Annotated in this window: 25 protein-coding genes; 14 read left to right on the forward strand and 11 right to left on the reverse strand. The window is 32.6% G+C overall.

Annotation, left to right across the window (positions count from 1 at the left end; translation table 11 throughout):
• Positions 1–104 precede the first annotated feature (104 nt).
• From KAOT1_RS19185 to KAOT1_RS19195, 3 genes are all read left to right on the forward strand, one after another.
• Positions 105–1,208, forward strand: a complete 1,104-nt coding sequence (locus KAOT1_RS19185; protein ID WP_007096559.1) for a DNA topoisomerase IB — start codon at positions 105–107, stop codon at positions 1,206–1,208.
• A gap of 134 nt (positions 1,209–1,342) precedes the next feature.
• Positions 1,343–2,605 (forward strand): putative DNA modification/repair radical SAM protein, encoded by a 1,263-nt coding sequence (locus KAOT1_RS19190; protein ID WP_007096560.1) that lies wholly within the window; start codon positions 1,343–1,345, stop codon positions 2,603–2,605.
• A complete protein-coding gene (locus tag KAOT1_RS19195) occupies positions 2,605–3,375 on the forward strand; it encodes a TIGR03915 family putative DNA repair protein (protein WP_007096561.1) in 771 nt (256 codons plus the stop codon). The genes KAOT1_RS19190 and KAOT1_RS19195 overlap by 1 nt, the downstream gene beginning before the upstream one ends.
• An 18-nt stretch (positions 3,376–3,393) precedes the next feature.
• Here KAOT1_RS19195 and KAOT1_RS23095 read toward each other — a convergent pair whose 3' ends face one another.
• Positions 3,394–3,561 (reverse strand): hypothetical protein, encoded by a 168-nt coding sequence (locus KAOT1_RS23095; protein ID WP_007096562.1) that lies wholly within the window; start codon positions 3,559–3,561, stop codon positions 3,394–3,396.
• A 187-nt stretch (positions 3,562–3,748) separates the two neighbouring features.
• Between KAOT1_RS23095 and KAOT1_RS19200 the strand changes: the two genes are divergently transcribed.
• Positions 3,749–3,964, forward strand: a complete 216-nt coding sequence (locus tag KAOT1_RS19200) for a hypothetical protein (RefSeq protein ID WP_007096563.1) — start codon at positions 3,749–3,751, stop codon at positions 3,962–3,964.
• A gap of 111 nt (positions 3,965–4,075) precedes the next feature.
• Here the strand turns inward: KAOT1_RS19200 and KAOT1_RS19205 are convergent, their stop codons facing one another.
• The 3 genes from KAOT1_RS19205 to KAOT1_RS19215 all read right to left on the reverse strand — a co-directional run bounded on the left by KAOT1_RS19205 (position 4,076) and on the right by KAOT1_RS19215 (position 6,118).
• On the reverse strand, positions 4,076–4,957 hold the full coding sequence (locus KAOT1_RS19205; protein ID WP_007096564.1) for a DUF6268 family outer membrane beta-barrel protein: 882 nt from the start codon (positions 4,955–4,957) through the stop codon (positions 4,076–4,078).
• Positions 4,958–5,129: 172 nt separating this feature from the next.
• On the reverse strand, positions 5,130–5,585 hold the full coding sequence (locus tag KAOT1_RS19210; protein WP_007096565.1) for a ferritin-like domain-containing protein: 456 nt from the start codon (positions 5,583–5,585) through the stop codon (positions 5,130–5,132).
• A 59-nt stretch (positions 5,586–5,644) separates the two neighbouring features.
• Entirely contained in the window at positions 5,645–6,118 is a 474-nt protein-coding gene (locus KAOT1_RS19215; protein ID WP_007096566.1) for a hypothetical protein, read from the reverse strand.
• 179 nt (positions 6,119–6,297) lie between these two features.
• Between KAOT1_RS19215 and KAOT1_RS19220 the strand changes: the two genes are divergently transcribed.
• Complete coding sequence (locus KAOT1_RS19220) at positions 6,298–7,335, forward strand: helix-turn-helix transcriptional regulator (protein WP_007096567.1); 1,038 nt, start codon at positions 6,298–6,300, stop codon at positions 7,333–7,335.
• A gap of 4 nt (positions 7,336–7,339) precedes the next feature.
• Here KAOT1_RS19220 and KAOT1_RS19225 read toward each other — a convergent pair whose 3' ends face one another.
• Positions 7,340–7,969: an SOS response-associated peptidase family protein gene (locus KAOT1_RS19225; protein WP_007096568.1), complete on the reverse strand. Its 630-nt coding sequence runs from the start codon at positions 7,967–7,969 to the stop codon at positions 7,340–7,342.
• A gap of 314 nt (positions 7,970–8,283) precedes the next feature.
• Between KAOT1_RS19225 and KAOT1_RS22445 the strand changes: the two genes are divergently transcribed.
• The 5 genes from KAOT1_RS22445 to corA all read left to right on the forward strand — a co-directional run bounded on the left by KAOT1_RS22445 (position 8,284) and on the right by corA (position 11,856).
• On the forward strand, positions 8,284–8,445 hold the full coding sequence (locus KAOT1_RS22445; protein WP_007096569.1) for a DUF1328 domain-containing protein: 162 nt from the start codon (positions 8,284–8,286) through the stop codon (positions 8,443–8,445).
• A gap of 48 nt (positions 8,446–8,493) precedes the next feature.
• Positions 8,494–9,036: a hypothetical protein gene (locus KAOT1_RS19235; RefSeq protein ID WP_007096570.1), complete on the forward strand. Its 543-nt coding sequence runs from the start codon at positions 8,494–8,496 to the stop codon at positions 9,034–9,036.
• Between the two features lie 110 nt (positions 9,037–9,146).
• Positions 9,147–10,046, forward strand: coding sequence for a mechanosensitive ion channel family protein (locus tag KAOT1_RS19240; protein ID WP_007096571.1), 900 nt, complete (start codon positions 9,147–9,149; stop codon positions 10,044–10,046).
• A 97-nt stretch (positions 10,047–10,143) separates the two neighbouring features.
• Positions 10,144–10,710, forward strand: a complete 567-nt coding sequence (locus tag KAOT1_RS19245; RefSeq protein WP_007096572.1) for a mechanosensitive ion channel domain-containing protein — start codon at positions 10,144–10,146, stop codon at positions 10,708–10,710.
• A gap of 57 nt (positions 10,711–10,767) precedes the next feature.
• Entirely contained in the window at positions 10,768–11,856 is a 1,089-nt protein-coding gene (gene corA / locus KAOT1_RS19250; protein ID WP_007096573.1) for a magnesium/cobalt transporter CorA, read from the forward strand.
• A gap of 293 nt (positions 11,857–12,149) precedes the next feature.
• Here corA and KAOT1_RS19255 read toward each other — a convergent pair whose 3' ends face one another.
• From KAOT1_RS19255 to KAOT1_RS19265, 3 genes are all read right to left on the reverse strand, one after another.
• Positions 12,150–12,608 carry a hypothetical protein gene (locus KAOT1_RS19255; protein WP_040560174.1) on the reverse strand — a complete coding sequence of 153 codons (459 nt, stop codon included), beginning with the start codon at positions 12,606–12,608 and terminating at the stop codon, positions 12,150–12,152.
• Positions 12,609–12,612: 4 nt separating this feature from the next.
• The gene (locus KAOT1_RS19260; protein WP_007096575.1) at positions 12,613–13,884 is read right to left on the reverse strand and encodes an FAD-dependent oxidoreductase; all 1,272 of its coding nucleotides are present in this window, start codon (positions 13,882–13,884) and stop codon (positions 12,613–12,615) included.
• Positions 13,885–14,162: 278 nt separating this feature from the next.
• Positions 14,163–14,552 carry a DUF4345 domain-containing protein gene (locus KAOT1_RS19265; protein ID WP_007096576.1) on the reverse strand — a complete coding sequence of 130 codons (390 nt, stop codon included), beginning with the start codon at positions 14,550–14,552 and terminating at the stop codon, positions 14,163–14,165.
• Between the two features lie 181 nt (positions 14,553–14,733).
• Between KAOT1_RS19265 and KAOT1_RS19270 the strand changes: the two genes are divergently transcribed.
• The 3 genes from KAOT1_RS19270 (at position 14,734) to KAOT1_RS19280 (ending at position 16,969) form a co-directional block, all read left to right on the forward strand.
• Complete coding sequence (locus tag KAOT1_RS19270) at positions 14,734–15,678, forward strand: glutathione S-transferase family protein (protein ID WP_007096577.1); 945 nt, start codon at positions 14,734–14,736, stop codon at positions 15,676–15,678.
• A gap of 73 nt (positions 15,679–15,751) precedes the next feature.
• A complete protein-coding gene (locus tag KAOT1_RS19275) occupies positions 15,752–16,129 on the forward strand; it encodes a VOC family protein (RefSeq protein ID WP_007096578.1) in 378 nt (125 codons plus the stop codon).
• A gap of 135 nt (positions 16,130–16,264) precedes the next feature.
• Positions 16,265–16,969, forward strand: a complete 705-nt coding sequence (locus KAOT1_RS19280) for a helix-turn-helix transcriptional regulator (RefSeq protein WP_040560176.1) — start codon at positions 16,265–16,267, stop codon at positions 16,967–16,969.
• 23 nt (positions 16,970–16,992) lie between these two features.
• Here KAOT1_RS19280 and KAOT1_RS19285 read toward each other — a convergent pair whose 3' ends face one another.
• The 3 genes from KAOT1_RS19285 to KAOT1_RS23100 all read right to left on the reverse strand — a co-directional run bounded on the left by KAOT1_RS19285 (position 16,993) and on the right by KAOT1_RS23100 (position 18,696).
• Positions 16,993–17,922: a hypothetical protein gene (locus tag KAOT1_RS19285; protein WP_007096580.1), complete on the reverse strand. Its 930-nt coding sequence runs from the start codon at positions 17,920–17,922 to the stop codon at positions 16,993–16,995.
• Between the two features lie 78 nt (positions 17,923–18,000).
• Positions 18,001–18,513 carry a hypothetical protein gene (locus KAOT1_RS19290; RefSeq protein WP_040559714.1) on the reverse strand — a complete coding sequence of 171 codons (513 nt, stop codon included), beginning with the start codon at positions 18,511–18,513 and terminating at the stop codon, positions 18,001–18,003.
• Between the two features lie 6 nt (positions 18,514–18,519).
• On the reverse strand, positions 18,520–18,696 hold the full coding sequence (locus KAOT1_RS23100) for a hypothetical protein (RefSeq protein WP_007096582.1): 177 nt from the start codon (positions 18,694–18,696) through the stop codon (positions 18,520–18,522).
• A 137-nt stretch (positions 18,697–18,833) separates the two neighbouring features.
• On the opposite strand from KAOT1_RS23100, the gene KAOT1_RS19295 reads away from it, so the two are divergent.
• Positions 18,834–19,469 (forward strand): tetratricopeptide repeat protein, encoded by a 636-nt coding sequence (locus KAOT1_RS19295; RefSeq protein WP_007096583.1) that lies wholly within the window; start codon positions 18,834–18,836, stop codon positions 19,467–19,469.
• Positions 19,470–19,498 lie beyond the last annotated feature (29 nt).

Raw genomic sequence — 19,498 nt, forward strand, 5'->3', positions numbered from 1 at the left:
GGTTTTTATCTTGACTCAAAAGAAATTAGATGCTCATTTTTTAAATTTTTTTAACAATTTTTGTAGTAATAAAGAGAGTATTCTTATAAATAACTACGAGTAAGATGAAGATACACACGTTAAATAAAGAATTCATAAAGGCACTGCGAACACAGCCAGAACAAGTAATTGATATTTATAATCTTACATATACAACGCCCGAAATTCTAAATATAAAACGAAAACGTGTACAAGAAAACTTCGTCTATGAACACAATGGAAAACCTATTACAAAAGCATCCGATTTAAAACGATTGGAAAGTTTAGTCATTCCACCTGCATGGCAAAAAGTACGAATTGCCTGTTTAGAAAATGCACATTTGCAAGCAACAGGTAGAGATGAAAAAAATAGAAAACAATATCGGTATCATCCCAAATGGCAAAAAATAAAAAATCAAACAAAATTCTTTAAAATGATTGCTTTCGCCGAAGCATTACCAAAACTGCGCATGCGTGTACAAAAAGACCTTGAACAAAAGAAATGGACACGTACCAAAGTGTTGGCAATTGTAATCCGTTTGTTAGAAGAATCACACATTCGTATCGGAAATGCGTATTATGCCAAAAAAAATAGTACCTACGGTTTGTCTACGATGCGAACGCGTCACATTAACATCTATAAAGAAAAATTTACGCTACAATATGTTGGCAAACGTGGCAAAGAACACAAAGTAACTATCAAAAACAAAAAACTCACGCGATTGCTCAACAAATGCGAAGAAATTCCAGGTTGGGAATTATTTCAATATTATGACGAATATGGCGGAAAACACGCAATTGATAGTACTATGGTCAACGAATACATTCACAGTCTGTGTGGCGATATATTTTCTGCAAAAGATTTCCGTACTTGGGCAGCTTCACTCATCTTTTTTGATACGCTAAAAAATGCTCCTAAAAGTGATGATGCTAAAGTGAAAGAGAAACAAATATTACATGGAATTGACGCTGCTGCAGAAGCACTAAACAACACGCGCACTGTATGTCGTAAATACTATGTACATCCTGTAATTGCAGAACGTTTTTTAGACGAAAAATTACAACCGTATTTTGATATGGTAGACAACTTGCCTAAATCGGTTGAAACTGAACTGCAACCCAACGAAAAAGCACTCAAAGCATTGCTAGAAACCTATACGCCAAACTTTAACAAATCACTAGCGCTGTAAAAAAGCTTCAATAACTTCTTTAAAACATTTAACAGAATAAAATTAAACATATGTTTAAAAAATATCTGTAAAATGTTATATTTGTATAAAAATTCACAACACGATAACTTTTTAATACAAGGAGAAAATCTTTCATGTCTTTTGAACGAATAAAAGAAAAACTAAACATCCTAGCAGATGCCGCAAAATACGATGTTTCTTGCTCGTCTAGCGGAAGCAACCGAGCCAATAAAAACAAAGGTTTGGGCGATGCCACAGGAATGGGCATTTGTCATACATACACCGAAGATGGACGTTGTGTGTCTTTGCTGAAAATACTCTTAACAAATCACTGTATTTTTGATTGTGCGTATTGCGTGACGCGTAAAAGTAACGACATCAAGCGTGCCGCATTCAAAGTACAAGAAGTAGTCGATTTGACAATTAATTTTTACCGTAGAAACTATATTGAAGGTTTATTCTTAAGTTCAGGAATCTTTAAAAATGCAGATTACACGATGGAACGTTTGGTTTCCGTAGCAAAAAAACTGCGCTTAGAAGAAAACTTTAACGGATACATTCATCTAAAATCAATTCCTGGAGCTTCAGATGAATTGATGCGTGAAGCTGGTTTGTATGCAGATCGATTAAGTGTCAACATCGAAATTCCTACAAAAGAAGGATTAAAACGTTTGGCTCCCGATAAAAACAGAGAAGATTTCATCAAACCGATGAAAAAGGTAAAAAATGAAATCATTCAATACAAAGCGGAGAAAAAAATCATTCGAAGTACGCCAAAATATGCGCCAGCCGGACAAAGCACACAAATGATCATTGGTGCAAGTGGCGAAAATGATTATCAAATTATGACAGCTTCCAATTTTTTCTACAAAAAGTTCAATCTGAAACGTGTGTATTACTCAGGTTATGTGCCTATAAGTTACGACAGCCGTTTGCCGCAAATAGGAACCGAAGTACCAATGTTGCGCGAAAATAGATTGTATCAAACCGATTGGTTGATGCGCTTTTACGGCTTTCATGTCAACGAAATTGTCAACGAAACACACCAACATTTAGACTTAGATATTGATCCAAAACTATCTTGGGCATTGCGAAACATTCATGAATTCCCTGTTGATGTCAATCGTGCAGACAAGCGTATGTTGGCGCGTGTGCCAGGTTTGGGAATGAAATCGGTATACAAAATATTACACGCTCGAAAATTTCGTCAGCTAAATTGGGAACATCTCAAACGTTTGGGTGTTGCGCTCAATCGTGCACAATATTTCATAGTGTGTAATTCAAATGTATACGAACGCCGCGATTTAGAACCGACAAAAATTAAAGGACTCATTCTTCAAAACTCTAAAAGTAAGTTCAGGAAAGCCACAAGTTCACAACTAAATCTCTTTGGATAATGCAAAAAGTATTGGTGTATGATGGTTCGTTTGAAGGGTTTTTAAGTGTCGTTTTTAAAGTATACGAAGAAAAACTTTTGCAGGTTGATATTCAAAAAACAGGAAACGTTCAGGCTTCGTTTTTTGGTGATAGTGAAGAAGTAATTACTGATAAAGCACATGCGGATAGAGTGTGGAATGGACTCAAAAAAAAATTGACTTCGTTTGGACGAAATCAAATCTATTATTCGTTCTTAAGCGAAATAAGTTCGGTTGAAAATACATTGTTAGATTACATTCAACAAGTATTCAAATCTAAAGAAAATATTGAAAAAGACTTTTCGAATGTGACCGTTTTAAAATTATCTAAAATTACCAAAAGTGTCGGGCGAGAAAAACACCGTATGGAAGCTTTTGTACGTTTCAAATTGACTAAAGATAATTTGTATTTTGCCAATATTGAACCTGATTTTAATGTGTTGCCTTTAATCGCAAAGCATTTTAAATCGCGCTATGCAGACCAAAAATGGGTTATTTATGATATTAAACGAAATTTTGGTTTGTATTATAATTTGGAAAATGTAGAAACGATTGTGATGGATTTTCCAAAAGAGTTTGATTTCACGAAAACTTCAGAAGATTTTTTTGCAGATGCAGAACTAGAATTTCAAGAATTATGGCAAAATTATTTTAAAAGTACCAATATTGAATCTAGAAAAAATATGTTGCTTCACGTTCGTCATGTTCCAAAACGTTATTGGAAATATTTAAGCGAGAAACAACCTTTTTAATGAGTATTGTGTTGAAAATTATAACACATACGCAGTTGCAGTAACAGCAACAATTAATATAACTAATACGAAAGCGACAAAATAAAATGCAGCTTTTGTTTTTGTGTTATTTTGAAATATATAATTACGTTTTGATTCGTTATCGGAATCCTTTACTAATTTAAAATCTTCTTTTCCTTGTTTCATTTTATAGTGGGTTTATGTGTTTATTAAATCTTTATTACAAAGATAAAACACCAACAGGACGTAGCTTAACCGATATGATATAAGTCTTAACTCAAATGCTGTAAGCAACAATTTTTTGTTTTTTTAAACTAATTGGGTAATGTATTTCGGATTTCATCCCTAATAGATATAACTAAAATTCTAAAAAATGAAAAAACAAAATCTCAATGCATTGCGCTTAAATAAGCAAAAAATTTCTCAATTTGAAAGAAGCCGTGTTTCTGGTGGAATGGTTTCAACAGCTGAAAAATGCTACACGTACATGAAAGAATCCGTTGGTGATTGGTGTAAATACAGCGAATATGCTTCTTGTTACTCACCTTGCGGCGGAATGAATGGAACTTCGGGTTGCAATCCAGGTTAAAAAACGATAAAAAAGCGGACTAATTTGGTTCGCTTTTTTATGATTAAAGTTTTAAGATGCAATATATTATCACTAGAAGCCATTTTTTGAAGCAACCAATATTTATAAATATTAAATTTTAAACTTTACGCCAGTTCTTAAGTAGATTTTAGCTTCATTATCTAAAGAAAAAAGAGTTTCTCTACTCTCGTCTCTCAATTCATTATTAAGCGCAAAAATATATGCCGCACGTGCGTAAAATTGAAGATTCTTTGTAAAATAATATTCATATTGCAATCCTGAAAGAATTAACGACATATTAATGCTTCTCGCAGCTTTTCCTTCAATTATCGGAACATCACGTTGCAAATTAGACGTAAAACCATCTAGTTGCGCATACGCTTTTAACCGATGTTTTTCAGTAAAATGATATTGTAAATTTGTTTTGGGAATTCCGATGCTGTACGACCAATCAGGATGAAATTTTTTATAATAACTAACCAAAGGCAACGGAAAGTTAAATCCTGAATTTCCAGCGTAGGAAACTCCAAGAATCAGTTTGGTGCGTTTGCCATTATATTCGGCTCCTTTTCTAATAAAAAGTACTGTTCCAGACAATACAACATCTTTAATGCTGAGCGCGTCTGCGACTAAGTTAGTGCTAAAACCTGGTCGAAATTGAATTCCTAAACGCCAATCATTTTTTAGTGGAGTTGTATACCCGAAATTAAAATCAAGCAATTGAAAATCATTCAAATCACGTGTGTCAAAAGGAAATTCAATCTCAGATCGTAAATGAATATTGCTGTAATCCAATCCTAAAAATAAATAGGTATCGTTGTCTTTTAACTTTATCGGATAATTAAACAAAGCGCGAAATCGCGTATACTCAACATCCGATTTTGCATTTGGAATGTACGTATAATCAATACGAGCTAAATCGCCCAACTGCGCATACGCTGTTGTTGCGGATAAAAAGAATAAACATATGAGTATTCGAGCAAAATTTGGCATTTACTTAATTTACGGTTTTAATTGGTGTAAGATAAAAGTTTCAGTGTTACAATTCCTTTTTTAGAGGTACTTTTCTGAAAGCTTAAGAAATATTGGTAGTTTTAAAAAGATCAAAAGCGATATTTATATCAAATATCGCTTTTGAAATAGTCATTTTTCATAGCAATTTGAATTATGACTGTATATCTTCTAGTCTTTTAATTGTTACAGTATCATATGCAATAGCGCTTTTTTGATCTGCTAAAAGTTTGTAAAGAGATTCAGGAATGTAAAGTTCTGAATTCAATACATCATCGTAATCTTCTAACGATGCTTTTTCTCCACGCATGGCTTCTTCTAACATTGCTTCTTCGTTGTTGGAAGAAAATAATGCTTTGGTATTCATCCATGTTCTATGTAGTGCTCCTGCAATACTTCCACTTTCTTCTGGTTCTTGCGCTAATTTTTTTAATTCGCTTTTCAATTGATCTGCAAACTCCTTACGTTGTGTTGCTTTTCTATTAAAAAAACTTGTCAAAATAGGACTCTCTACATTGCCTGCCGCAGTTTTGTAACCTTCTTTGGCATCATAGTTTTTTTCTAAAATTACATTTAATTTATCAGCAACTTCTTTTGTGTATGTTTTCATTTTTCTTTTTCGTTTGTGTTTTTTTAAATATTTGTTATTCAGTCACTTATTGGCGGTTGTTAAAACTGATAACGTATTCCAAGTGCGATATCAAAATCGAGATCGTCACTGTAGGTATCATCAAAAGATAACTCTGGTCGCATGTCTAGTGACAATAATAATGGAATTCCGAAATTATATTCAATTCCTACGTTTCCAGCTACTAAAGCGAAAGTTCCGTCGCCTACAGGTGTATCATATGATCCAATTCCTCCACCAGCACCAAGATACCAGTTAAAGTTTCCATCTATTGGACGAACCCATTGGTACAATCCAACTAATTTAAAAGCTTCAACATCATCACGGTCTCTAAAGCCTAAGTCAAATTCCAAACGATTGTTGGCGTTTAAATGCCTTTGATATGAAATTTCTCCACCCAAACCATCGTTATCACCAATACGCAATCCGATAGCATTTTTTGAAATTTGTTGCGCACTCAGTGTGGTTGCAATTATTAAAAATGCAAGTGTTAATAGTGTTTTTAAATTTTTCATGTTGTCTTTTATTATAATTGATACTTCAAAAGTAGTTTTTTAATAAAAAGTGGCTTTGCTCATTTCGTTTTATAATTAACTCATATTATTTTTACAGAATATCATTAGAAAAGCAGTAATTTTATAAACTTTAAGTTTGGTTTAAAGCGACGACTATTATAAATCAATTTTGTAAGCACATGAAAACTATCCAAATTACTGCCGAAGATACTGCAGGAACTGTTCGACAAATCCAAGAGGCAATTGGAGGAGAAATTATTGAAAGATGGGGCGAGCATATTTTGAAAATTGACAATGCTTTTGCCAAAGGTGCCATACACTTTATTATGTTTGAATGGGGCGGAAGTATTTTGGAATATAATATTACGTTTTTTGAAGACATTGAATTGATAATGGACGCCACTGAGTACAATCCGATTCACTTTACATATTGTTTAAAAGGACATTGCGAACATCGTTTTCATGACGAAAAAGAACGCAGGACCTTGCAAGAGTTGCAGCCTTCAATCATTACATCGAAAAGTGGCGGATTTAATCACGAGTTCTTTCCAAAAGACGAATATTTACACATCAATATTGTACAGATAAACAGAGTAAAATTTATTAGGAAACGTCTGAATGATGCTTCTATTTTGAATAAAAAGTTATATGAAGTTTTTCACGATTCGTATCATGAAAATCGATTTGTGTACTTAGGAACGTACAATTTGAAATTGGCAGAATTGATTGATTCTTTAAATCATATCAAACAAAAAGGAATGATTCGTATTATGTTGATTGAAGGTATTGTGTATCAAATTTTATCTTTACACATGATTCAACATACTAAAGATGTCAAAGCACGCAAGAACAAAGCACCATTGGCTATTGATGAATTGGAAGCAGTGCGAATAGTTGCGGAAGAAATTTCTGAAAATGTATCTAAAGATTACACCTTAGAATATTTAGCTGAAAAAACCATGCTTACACAAACAAAACTTCAACAAGGATTTAAGCATTTGTACGCACGAACGGTTACGGAATACATTCGTCATGTACGTTTGGAAAAAGCAAGAGATTTAATTATTGATAAAGAACAAAATCTAAACATTTCTCAGATTGTGTATTCTATCGGATTGAGTAGTAGAAGTTATTTTTCAAAAATATTTAAACGTAAATACGGAATTAGTCCGAGTGAATTTTTAAAGAATAAACAAAAAGCTCAAATTTCTGCGTAATAGTTTACGATGCGATTCTCTGAATTTTAAATTTTGTCTTATACGGTTTATCAACAATACTTTCAATGTCTGAAATACTTGTTTTCGGATTCAACCACATATTTTTAAATAGCGCAGGAATTTCCAACGGCATCTGATTGTATAAGTTTCTTTCGGAAGATAAAGTATCATTGACCTCTGTATTAATTACGGTACAGGTAACAAAACCATCTTCTAATACATTATAAATTCCAGCTAAAGAAAATGGTTCTAATGGTTTTTTCTCCACCAAAAACGTTTCTACTTCATTGTCGATCAAATGATGCATATAAAAACCAGTTACTAAAATAAGGCAACGTCTTTCTTTCAAAGCTTCCTTGTATAAAATGTTTTTCTGAATGTCTTCTTTATTGGTATGAAGTGTAATTTTTAATTTCTGAAACTTTTTCCAATCTCCTTGAAAATCTTGTGGAAGAATTCCCCAGATTCCTTCCGAAATGCAATGTGTTTCATCCATAGTGATGATTGGGACAGATTGTTCTTTGTGTCCATCAATAATTCTTTTTGGTTTGTAAATATTAGGATATTTCAATGGTAAGCGAAAAGCTAATTCCATCGAAGTCTTTGAAGCGGTATTTGATAATTTATAATTCATATTTTAAGCATTTTTTAAATAATTTACAGGTTTGTAAACTACATACTTGTGTTCATTTTTTCTTTCGATCAAAAATAAAATTATCCTTTTATTCTATTTAACTCATATACTATTGATGTTGACACATATGCCTAAAAAAGCACAAAAAACCTCTAAAAAAGAGGGCTTTTTAGTTGAAAATCAGCTAGAAATAATGAAGTAAATTTCCAAATGAGCAAAGATTAAAATTGATGCAGCAAAGCGGCGAAATGATGTTAACGTACATTTGTATCAAACAAAATCAAATAATTATTAACCATTAAAAAATATACATTATGTTACGTTGGACAATCACATTTATAGTTATCGCATTAATCGCTGGAGTATTAGGATTCGGTGGAATCGCAGGAGCATCTGCTGGAATTGCAAAAATTTTATTCTTTGTATTCTTAGTACTATTTGTCATCTCTTTAATTACGGGAAGAAGACGCGTCTAATACGATTAAAACAAACCAATAATCAATAATAACAAAACAACAATTGAAATGAAGAAATTAATAGCAGCAGCATTTTTACTATCAGGAATGATAGTATTTGCGCAGAACGATAAAATAGTCACCACAAAAGTTAAAAAGCAAACCGTAGTTAAAAACGGGGAGAAAGTTGACAAAAAAGTAAAAGTAATTACTACAAAAACACAAGAGGTGAAATTTGACAAAGATCAAAAGCATCAATTAAATCAAGACCGTGTGCCAGCACCAATTGCGGTAACAAAAGTCTATATGATTGATAATGATAAAGATCCTTTTTATGATAAAGTAACGAAAGTGAAATATTATAATATGGACAATAAAAAATACGCTTTTTCAGCTGAAGGAAATGCTTTAAACATAAGCTACTTTGAAAATGATAAAGAAGTAAATGTTGGAAAAGCTGTACGCTCAAAATTTAACAATTACTATGTAATTTCATCAAAAAAGATGAATGGAGTTGGATACTTTACAAAAGATAATGACTTTGTAATTGAATATTATTCTCCAACAGAAAATGATACAAAAATTATGATGTTTGAAGATTTAAAATTCTAAACAAACATAAATAACAACAATAAAGAATAACTCACTAACCTTGTCAATTGATGAGGTTAGTTTGAATTTAAATAACACAAATCAACTAAATACAATAAAAAGAAAAGAACATGCAGGAAGATATAAAATCAACAACAGGAATTCTCATCGACAAACTAGAAGGTTGGTGGGTTTTATTAGTTAAAAATTTACCAAACATTGGAGTTGCTCTATTAGTTTTAATCATCAGTTACTTCTTATCGCGTTTGGTGTTTAAAACGACTCTAAAACTCATTGACGGACGCGTAAAGCAAAAAGCAGTTGCTAAGTTAATTTCTAGAGTTGTAGCTGTATTGGTTGTATTATTTGGATTATTTTTAGCCTTAAGTGTAATGAATCTTGGCGAATCGATCTCAGGATTACTTACAGGTGCAGGAATCTCAGGTATTGTAATTGGTTTGGCATTGCAAGGAACACTTTCCAATACAATTTCAGGTGTCGTATTATCATTCAGAAAAAATATTCGTCTTGGAAATTGGGTTGAAACCACAGGATATGCAGGTGAAGTTATTGACATTGCCTTAAACTACTTAGTTTTAAAAGAAGCTGATAATAATATTGTGGTAATTCCTAACAAAACCATTTTAGAAAACCCGATAAAAAATTACTCGCTAACCACACGAATGCGTGTTATGGTTGAATGTGGAGTTGGCTATGAATCTGATTTGGAAAAAGTAGAAAGTCTTACCAAAAAAGCGATCGCCGATTCATTTGAACAAATCAATGGTGCAGAAAATGTAGAGTTTTACTATACTGAATATGGCGGAAGTTCTATCAATTTCTTATGTAGATTTTGGATTGATGCCGAAAATTCTCTTGAAAAACTAAAAGCAAAAAGTAAAGCGATCATTAAAATAAAACAAGCGTTCGATAAGGAAAATATCAATATTCCATTCCCAATACGTACGTTACAATTTGATGACCAAACTCTAAAAGTATCTAAAGCTGAGGAAGAACTCGTAGAAGCATAAAATAACACTAAAAAACCTTTAAAAGTATAGTTAGAATTCGTTCTAGCTATACTTTTTTTATATACATTTGATATACAAAATAACTAAAAATAAGATCATGGTTATTCCGAAAGAACAATTATTCTTAACACTCATACTCATCATCATTATGATGATCGTAATTGTGATTATCAAAAAAGCAATTCGAAAATTTAGTTTTGTACAAGCTATTGAAATCAACCGAAGAAAAGTAATATTTAACATCTGTTTCTTTATAATTTATCTAATCTCTGGGTTTTTTCTAGCGATTATTTGGGGCGTAAAGTTTCAAGAATTTACCATTTTCATTTCTTCAGTATTAGCCGTTTTGGGAGTTGGTTTTTTTGCACAATGGTCTATACTATCAAATCTTACCGCAAGTTTCATCTTGTTTTTTTATCATCCGATTCGAATTGGACATCGTATCAAAATCATTGACAAAGATTACAATTGGATAGGCGAGGTAAAAAATATTACCGCATTTTACTTTTTTATAAAAACTGATGATGGTGAAAATATCTCTTTGCCAAACTCCTTAGTAATGCAAAAAGGATTGCAAATTTTAGAACCTGGGGAAGCGTTAAAAAGTAACGATACATCTACAGAAGCTACAGAAACTATAGAAACCATTGAAGATGGCTCATAACCAACGGTTTTAAATTATTCTGTATCTTTAAAAAACGAACGATAAAAACCAAGAACCTTGCGCATACCATCTAAAAAAGATAAAAAAAGTAAAAAAGCAACAGCTTCCAAAAGTTTAGGAAAAGCTCCAGGCGAATTGGTCTACACAGGTGACAAAGAAAATTTAGAAACATTACTAGAAGTCCATGAATATACAATAGATGAGCATCAAACGTATGAAACTAAGCAGATCAAAAAAGTATTTGATGTAAAAGGAAATAATCGTGTAACATGGATCAATGTCAATGGTTTAAACAATGCGGAAGATATTACCAAAATTGGCGAATACTTCAAAATTCATCCGCTAATATTAGAAGATATTGTAAACACAAATCAAAGACCTAAAATTGATGAGTTTGACAATTATATTTTTGTAGTGCTCAAGATGTTATATCACAACAAAGAAAACGAACTACTCACAGAACACATCTCTTTCATTATTGGTACTGATTATGTGTTGACGTTTCAGGAAACTGACGAAGACATCTTTAATCCAATTCGTAAACGTTTCCTCAATCAAAAAAGTCGATTGCGTAGTATGGGCTCTGATTATTTAGCATTCTCTCTAATGGATGCCATAATTGACAACTATGCAGTGGTAATAGAAACTTTTGGGACTAAAGTAGAACTTATAGAAGATGAATTATTTTTAGAAAGTCCGCGCGAAGACATCTCAAGAGACATTCAATACCTAAAACAAGATTTATTACGCTTGCGCAGAAGCATACTGCCTTCTCGTGAAGTAATTAGTAGAATTGTAAAGTCAGAATCCGAACTCATCACTGTCAAAACATACGAATACCTCAAAGATTTACAAGATCATATCTTACAAATTAACGACAACATTGATCTCTATCGTGAAATGGTTTGGGGATTAATGGATATGCACATGACAACAATCAGCAACAAAATGAACGGAATCATGAAAGTTTTAACCATCATTTCTACGATTTTCATACCATTAACATTCATTGTAGGAGTTTACGGAATGAACTTCAATTATATACCAGAATTGCAATACAAATACGGATATTTTGCGCTTTGGGGAATCATGATTATTTTATTTCTTGCACTTCTTATATTCTTCCGAAGAAAAAAATGGCTTTAGATTGAGTGCTAGGTTTTGAAACACCATGCTCTTAAGTATTTAGTATTAGTCAAGTTCCAAGTACACTTTAAAATTTCAAAAAACAAATTTAACAGTTTATAAGTTTATAAGTTTAGCAGATATACTATGATTTAAAAAAGTTGCGTAAACATCTATCTATTACCCAAATGCGAAGTGACCAGAAAACCAACGCCCAAAACCAGTTTCATCGAGCATTATCGAAATTAAAATATATTTTAATTGAAGATACCTAGCAAAGCTATCGAGATGAAATAACAAACAACAAAAAACCATCAAACCAACTTCTTCAACAAAGAAATCTGTCCAATATGGTAATGTGTGTGTTCAATAATTCCGGCGATATTCCGGTAATAACTTCCGTATTTCTTATCTGTAAAATCTTGATCGAAACAATTTTCAGATAATTTTTCAACACAATCAGCAAATGCTTCAGCATCATTAAAAACCTTTGCAACAAATGTTTCCCATTCTGCTTGAGAAGAAATTGGCGGATGATCGAAACTATACGCATCTTTAGCATTCAAAGCGTCACCTTGAAACACTTTCAAAACCGCAGCAACATAATAATGTACATGATAAGTTAACGTTAAAATTGTGTTTAAATCACCAACTTTGGTAATCGCTTGTTCATAAGTGACACCATCTAAAATCTGTTGAAAACTCGTTCCTGTCCAATTTCCTCCAAAATGAACTTCTCTAAAATGTTTGGCTAACTGTGTAGATATTTTCATCATATTAAAATTTAAAAGCTTGCATATTTACGGTATCACCTAGAGCTTCAACGACACCGTGAGCCGCAGTACTTCCAACTGACATGGCAGCATTGAGCGAACCGTTTAATTGTACATCACCTGCTAAAAACACCTGATTCGTCAAGCGTGTTTCCGTAAGCGATACCGCATATTGCAGGTTTTGTAAATTAGGCAATGCTTTCGGAATTTGATATCGTTTTAAAAACGTACACGACTCAATGTCGCAATACGTTTTCAATTCCTCTTGTACTTTTTTGATTAAAAATTCTTCAGACAAATTGTGATCTTTTACAACTGTAACTGACAGTAATTCTTGAGTGCCTTTCGAAGCTATGGCTAAACTATGATGATAAAAAATATTATTCACTAACAAACTTTCATCAGCAACCAATCCGATTAAAGGCTTTGAAATCGTACGTTTTGGAGTCTCAAAATACAATGTGTCACACGATTTCCAAGAAGTTTCTTGCGATTTCAAATTTGAAATCAACGGACTCGCTTCTGTGGCAACAATAGTAAAATGACTTTCTAATACATCACCATTATTCAACGTAATTTTTCCATCTTCAACTTTGTCAACACGTGTGTTAAAGTAAAATTTTGTCTGTTTCAATTGTGTGGCAAGTTGTTTTGGAATCGCTTCAATTCCAGCTTTTGGAAGCGCGGCAAATCCTTCTCCAAACATCTTGTACACAAAATCAAACATTCTGCTAGAAGTTTCCAAATTTGGTTCCAGAAAAATTCCACTAAAAAATGGTCTAAAAAACTTAGCAATCATGTCTTCCGAAAAACCTAGTTGTCGCAAATATGTCAATGTAGTCGTTTCTGGTTGATCGAATATTTCTGCAAGTGATTGTTGCTTTAATCTTTTATTCAAACGTAAAATTTTTAGCTTATCAGAAAAATTTCCAATTCCAGAAAATAATGTGGGCAACAATAATGATAAATTTCGTAACGGATCGCCAAGCGTCTTTTGATTTCCATTGGTAAAAATGGTAGCTCCAGGCAAAAATGTTTGCAAATCGAGCGCATCATAATCTAAATTTTCTTTAGCGGAAGGATATGCGGTAAGCAACACTTGAAAACCGTGATCTAGCTGATATCCGTTAACGATATCTGTTTTTAAACGTCCGCCAGCACGATCGGTTGCTTCTATAATTACAGGATGATAACCATACTTTTCTAAGGTTTTGGCGGCAACCAATCCGCTAACTCCTGCTCCAATAATATAAATTTTATACGCTTCTTTTTCCATTGCAATGTGATCTAAAAATCAACGTAAAAATACGATAAAACAGAAAAATATTGTATTTATAAATGATTTTATGTGGCTAATGCCTCATTAAGATTAAAAAATAAAATCTCTGCGTATCATGTTGTATATTAATATTTTTGATGCTACAATTAAAAAGCTCCTAATAATTGTGTGATTACTCCAAAATACCCTAAAAACGAATGGCAACGTCAAAAAGTCTTGTGTTGCTAAAGAAGGAAAAGGAAGTGACTTTACATTTTTTTTAGCAAAGTAAATTGTTAACGGTCTTTATAAATCTTCAAATTATAACAACCCCAAATTACGAAGACAGTTTCTAAAATAGTTCCTACGGTAAATGCTGTTGAAGGAATTCCGTCTATAAAAATACTGAGCAAACGTCCTGTTGCCAATCCGCCCATAAAAAATATAACGGAATATGTAGCTCCACGCCAATATTTCTGAAAATACGCGGCGTATCCCCAATAAATGCCCAATGCAAAATATGAACCCATGATAGCACGAAATACGTGATTGAGATCTGTGGTTTTTACATCGAAATCAAAAAATAACGGCAAAAAAGTATCAGGATATAATCCGTAGGTAACGCCAACAACCAAAATAGCGGCAGATGACAAAGTTAAATGGAGGTTTTTATGAATTTCTTTCAATTTGGCAACTCGGTTTTTTAATTATTTAAAATTAGTTAAAAAAATCTTAAAATTTACAAATCATTTCCAAGAATTATTGCTAGGAAACTATATTTTTAGTGTTTTAAAAAAATGATTTTTTAAAGTTTATTGGGATTTCGTAATAAATTTTAGAATTTGCAAAACAGAGAATAATACACGGATGAACTGGAAGATAAAAGCAAGTTTGCAAAAACTATTGCATTTTACAAAGATTGGCGATCGGCTCAATCACATTCCAGCTACGCTCAAAAAAGACTATCATAAAAATGTGTGCTTGTATCAGTTTTACGAATGCATTCGCAAATTTGAAGCTTCAAACATTATAGTAAAATCTGAACCTAAAAAAACAGCACTAGAAATCGGAACAGGATATTCGCTCATTGCACCTGTAATTTTGAGTTTGCTAGGTTTTGATAAAGTTGTTACGGTGGATATTTCCAAAGATGTTTCTATCAAGACATTTCAAAAACAAATTCAATATTTAAACAACCACGAAGTACTTCAAAAAATTACAGAAAATAGTAATTATTCATTATCAGAAATCACAGAAAGATTACAGCAAATACAGTCGTTTCAAACACTCGAAAAGCTGTTGGCATATTGCAAGATTTGTTATATTCCAAAATACACTTTAGCAGATATTGAAGCCGTGAGTAATTCCTATGATTACATTTGTTCACAAGTAGTTTTTGAACACATTTCGCCAGCATTTCTCAAAGAATTATTTGCAAAAATGAAGTGTTGGCTTACAAAAGATGGTTGCGCGGTACACACCATTAATTTCATCGATCATTTTGCCAATCCAGGATTTTTTCAAGATAAAAATATCTCCGAATTCAACTTTTTAAAATTCTCCGATGAGACTTGGGAATTTTGGGCAGGAAACGATATTGCCTATACAAATCGCTTGTCATATCTATTCTATTTAGAACTTTGTGAAGCAACAAATTTGACAGTAATTGATTTTCAAGGAGAAAATTACAGAACGCACAATCCGTTGTCAGCAAAGGAAATTCACGAAGATGTCATCAAAAAATACAATAAACTTTCTACCGTAGAAGATGTCTGTAAATACCAACGAGGAACGTTAATTTTTAAAAAATAAAAATACCTCTGACATCATCTGTCAAAGATGCAAATACATTTGTGGTATTATTAATTCTTAAAAATACAACAACATGAAAAACGCAATTACTTGGTTTGAAATTCCTGTAACAAATTACGAAAGAGCTAAACGATTCTACTCGGAAATATTAGGAGGAGAAATAAAAGATCATCATATGGAAGATCAAAATATGAAATATGGAATTTTCCCGTACGATATGGAAAATCATAAAGTTGGTGGCGCACTAATGCAAATGGAAGGTATGAATCCTTCTAAAGACGGATCGACAGTATATTTATATGCAGGAGAAGATTTAAGTGATTCCTTAGGGAAAGTAGAAGCCGCAGGAGGAAAAATTGTAATGCCAAAAACAGACATCAATGAAAACGGATTTATAGCGCAATTTATTGATACCGAAGGAAATCGTGTGGCGTTGCATTCTATGAATTAACATATGAAAAACAATCAAAATTAATGCTTGTCAAATTGAGCGTTGCGGAGAAATTCAGAAAGTATGTCGCTTTTAATGGTATTTCAACTGCGCTCATTTGATATTTGTGCTGACTTTAAACTTTATACGTATGTAATGACACAACTTGCAAGACTCATTTCAATATTAACTTTATTACGGTCAAAACGTTTGTTAACGGCAACCGAATTGGCAGAAAAATACAATGTCAGTGTCCGAACAATTTACAGAGACATTCGTAAGTTGGAAGAAGCCGGCGTGCCTGTGTATACCATTGAAGGCAGAGGTTATAGTTTGATAGAAAATTACACGATTGCACCTGTACAATTTACTGAAAAGCAAGCCAACGCGCTGATTACTGCAGAACACATCATCAATCAGTCAAAAGATGCTTCATTTGTAAATGATTTTAAAGAAGCACTCATCAAAATAAAATCTGTTTTTAAAACATCGGTACAAGAAAAAAGTGAAATATTAAGCGATAAAATTCATGTGTTTAATTGGAAATTGGAAGAAACTGCTAGCAACGCTTTATCTGAAATTCAAATAGCGATTACCAATTTTAATTGTGTGGAAATTCACTATAAAAAAGCGAACGATTACCAAATTTCCATTCGAAAAATAGAACCTTGTGCCATGTATTCTACAGATAATAAATGGATTCTAATTGCGTGGTGTCACTTGCGAAACGAACTCAGAGCATTTCGAGTAGACAGAATTCAAAGTTTCAAAATACTGGAAGAAAAATTTGAAGATCGTAAGTTTAATATCAGCGATTACTTTAGAAAACATCCATATACAACACACGATTTCAACAGGTAAAAAATAAGGGTAAGCTTGTGTTTTTACTCAGCGCCTTGTACAAATTTGTCAAAAACTAAGGTTCCATCTTTCAATTTGTAAAAGCTACAATCACTACGTTCAGAATTTTCACTTTTCTGAACGCATGTTCGCTTAGAAACCACTCTAAAAGTTCCTTCAAAAAAATCATATTGCGCATTGGTGCGTGACAAATTACTTTCAGAAAAACTACGTGTTCCAGAAAATGCAGTATGAACCCAATCGAAAGTGGCATAATACATACTGCTTAAAAAATTATCTTTTACATACGAGTTGGAACGACTGTCATACAAATAATAATCCCATTGTGTATAAGGTGTTTTTTGGGTTGAAATCCTGTAATCTTCCAAACCATCAAAATTATAATCACCCGTCTGTTTATTCGTATTTATGGTCTCTTTTTGAATTTTACTAAGTGCTATATTAAAAACTTTATAAGCTTTTTGATGTAATGAAGAAGGAACTCTGTAACCACATAAACCTAGCATATATTCTCTAGGAACTGCAACGATTTTTGTTTCAAAATTTCCGCCATTATGTTCGTTGTCAACATCTTCTACTTTGATAAAAACTTCTTTTTTCCAAAAACTAGCGATCATAATATAATGATTGTCTACAAAACCAAAAAAACGTCTCTTGATGTTTCTTTTTTTATGTCTAATGTCTGGATCAACTGTTTGATTTCGCCATGCAACAAAAGAAGTTAGTTTTCGTGGAAATTTGTTCATTTCATCAACATAAGGTTCTTGCGGAAGCAAAACGGTTTGTCCATTTTCATCGACCAACGTAATTTTTAAACCATGAATAATTTCCTGAGAATCTTCTGCATGCGGAAACATACCAATAATTTGAAGCATATCGTATCCACAATGTTGCGCTTGTAAACTTACACTACAAGCCGTGAAAATAAAAAATATAAAAGTTTTGAAATTCATGATATTGCACGGTTTTTCTAGACACTTTACTTACCAAGAATTATACCAATAAAATGACTTTTCGACATCTGAGAGTCATCAAAAACAAGGCGTTTCACGATAGCCATTTCCAGTCACGGTCAAATCGTGATTTATCGTAAACAGAAACACTTTTCCATCTTTTTGGCGTGTGTATTTTGCGTAATCCCAATTTCCAGCATGTGTCAATTCGTATGTTCCGTTTTTCTTTCCGTTATAGATTTCCTCATACAACTGCGTAATCGTTGGATATGCGCCATCATTTTTAAAATCTTCTTTTACGTTTTGCAACGGAATGGAATCTTGTTGTCCTTTATACTTTGCAAACAGCGCATTTCCTGCGGCATTGAACGCAATCGACAATTCCAACGAAGGTTTTTTATCATTCGTATAACAAATATAATGTGAAACAACTGCGTCAATTTCTTTAACAGCATCTTTCGTTGGTATCGAATCTTTTACGGTAGCTGTTGTTTCGGTTTCAGAAGTTTCGGATGTTTTTTTCTTATCAGAACAATTCAGCAATAACAGAAAGCTCAAACACATAAAAAAATAAAAAATCTTTGTTTTCATAAATAGTTATTTAAGACGTTCAAATTTTTTCAAAGTTTCACCAACTTTGTCCTTGTGACTTCCTAAAGCTATAGAAACATCGCAAATATTACATTTAAATGATTTTCCTTGAAGCAAATCTTCAACAGTAAAATTGATAGTTCCTTTTCCGCAATTTGGACATGTTATAGATTGTGTTGACATGATAATAGTTTTAACAAAGTTCCTTCAATGTACATTTTTTTCTTAAAATGAAGCGTGTTAAACATGTAAATACGCAATTATTCGTATTGTTTCAAGTCTTTTAAAAGTGGAATTTTAAATTCTAATTTTTACAATTGATGAAATATACATGCACAATTTTTCTTTTGGGAATTTTCTTATGCTCAAATGCACAATCGGCAACAGAACTATTAGACAGTGCTTTGGTAAAAAAAGAACAGCTAAAATTTCAAGAAGGAATCAAACTCTGTAAAGAAGCAATTTTGTTAGATAGCACATTAACTGATGCATATTTCTATAAGGCAGGATTTCATGTTGCATTAATCAACAAACAAAACGCAAAAGAAGATTATAAAAACTACAAAGCGGCAATTGCAAACTACACTAAAGTAATCGAGTTGCAACCAACACATGCACAAGCGTTTTTTTATCGTGGTGGCGCACATGATGCAATAGGTTTTATAGATAATGCAATGATTGACTATACAAAGGCTCTTGAAATTGAGGAAAATCAACCAGAAGTCTACAACAGTTTAGGCGTTTGTTATGCCAAAAAAGGAAACATTGATGCAGCAATGAACTACTTTAAAAAAGCGGTTTTTTATGATGAATCTTACGGGAAAGCATATTCTAATCTAGGAAATGTGTATGATATGCAACGCGATCTAAAAAATGCTTGTAAAAACTGGAAAAAGGCACTAAAACTTGGTTATTCGGGAAACAAACGTCGCTACGAAGCAAAATGTTTTCAGTAAAAATAATTATAAAAATACGCAATTCTTCG

This window comes from Kordia algicida OT-1, from assembly GCF_000154725.1.
Classification (GTDB): domain Bacteria; phylum Bacteroidota; class Bacteroidia; order Flavobacteriales; family Flavobacteriaceae; genus Kordia; species Kordia algicida.